The sequence below is a fragment of the Kitasatospora sp. NPDC001159 genome (genome assembly GCF_053598235.1).
Window position 1 is genome coordinate 1 of the sequence record NZ_JBSFJV010000276.1, and the last position, 1,476, is coordinate 1,476.

A 1,476-nucleotide genomic window follows, 5' to 3' on the forward strand; every position below is an offset into this window, starting at 1 on the left:
GGCGCGCCCACCTCCCGCTGTCGCTCCAGTACCTTGCGGACGTCCTCGGCGGTGGCGGGCGGGCCGTCGTGGCCGAGTGTCGGGCCGCGCGGCACAGCTTGATGCCGTTGTACCGGGCGGGGTTGTGCGAGGCCGTGAACATGGCGCCCGCCAGGCCGAGCGCGCCGGAGGCGTAGTACAGCTCGTCGGTGGAGCACAGGCCGATCCCGGTCACGTCGGCGCCGCGGGCCGCCGCCCCGCGCGCGAAGGCACCGGACAGGCCCGGGGACGAGGGCCGCATGTCGTGGCCGACCACGATGGCGTCCGCGCCGGTCAGCTCGACGAAGGCCGCGCCGAACAGCTCGGCCAGCGGCTCGTCCCACTGGTCGGGGACGACACCGCGCACGTCGTACGCCTTCACGATCTGCGACAGATCAGCAGCCACGGCCAACCTTCCTGAAAGTCCTGTCGGAGCCCACAAACTACCCCGTGGGGACCGGCGGGCCGCCCGGGCGGTTCCAGGAGGTCGGACGGCGTCAGGGCAGCATCCAGCCCAGGACGGCCGTGGACTGCGCGACCACGATCAGGCACATCACCAGCAGCAGGCCGAGGCTCCAGGGCAGCACCTTGCGCAGCAGATCCCCTTCGCGGCCCGCGAGTCCGACGGCGGCACAGGCGATGGTGAGGTTCTGCGGGGAGATCATCTTGCCGAGGACGCCGCCGGAGCTGTTGGCGGCGGCCAGGAGTTCGGGCGAGAGGCCGGACTCCCGCGCGGCGGTCACCTGGAGAGCTCCGAAGAGCGCGTTGGCGGAGGTGTCGGAGCCGGAGACGGCGACGCCGAACCAGCCGAGGACCGGGGAGAGGAAGGCGAGCCCGGCGCCTGCCGCGGCGACGAAGTGGCCGATGGTGGCGGCCTGCCCGGAGAGGTTCATGACGTAGGCGAGGGCGAGGACCGAGGTGACGGTGAGGATCGCGAACCGCAGTTCGTGCACGGTCGCGAGCCACTCCCTGACAGCCACGCGCGCGTGCACGCCGAGGACGACGGCCGTGGCCAGCCCGGCGAACAGCACGAGCGTGCCGCCGGTGGAGACGATCGGCCAGGAGAAGACGTTCCCGCCCACCGGGTTGCCCTCGGGGCCGAACACGTCGAGGAACGGCCAGTCGTAGGACTGCGTGGCCTTCGCCAGCCAGTCCTTGACCGCCGGGATCTGCGCGACGGAGAAGACGGCGACGATCAGCGCGTACGGCGCGTAGGCCCGTGCCACCTCCCGCGCGGAGTCCTCCTCGTCCAGTTCCTCACTGCGTACGCCGGTCAGCACGGACGCGCGTACGGGCTCGGCCGCGGGCCTGCGGGAGTGCGGTACGGCGACCAGGGCGGCGGCGCCGATCAGGGCGGCGGCGATGTCGGCGAGCTGGGCGGAGACGTAGTTGGAGGCGACGAACTGGGCGACGGCGAAGGCGACTCCGCAGGCCAGCGCGGGCGCCCAGGTCTCGCGC

The 1,476-nt window shown here is 72.8% G+C and carries 1 protein-coding gene and 1 pseudogene; both read right to left on the reverse strand.

What is annotated here, in order from left to right; translation table 11 throughout:
- A pseudogene (gene manB, locus ACWC9T_RS41825) lies at positions 1-424 on the reverse strand (phosphomannomutase/phosphoglucomutase); the annotation flags it as partial.
- Between the two features lie 91 nt (positions 425-515).
- Positions 516-1,476: L-lactate permease (locus tag ACWC9T_RS41830; protein ID WP_449826251.1), on the reverse strand; the 961-nt coding region annotated here is incomplete at its 5' end.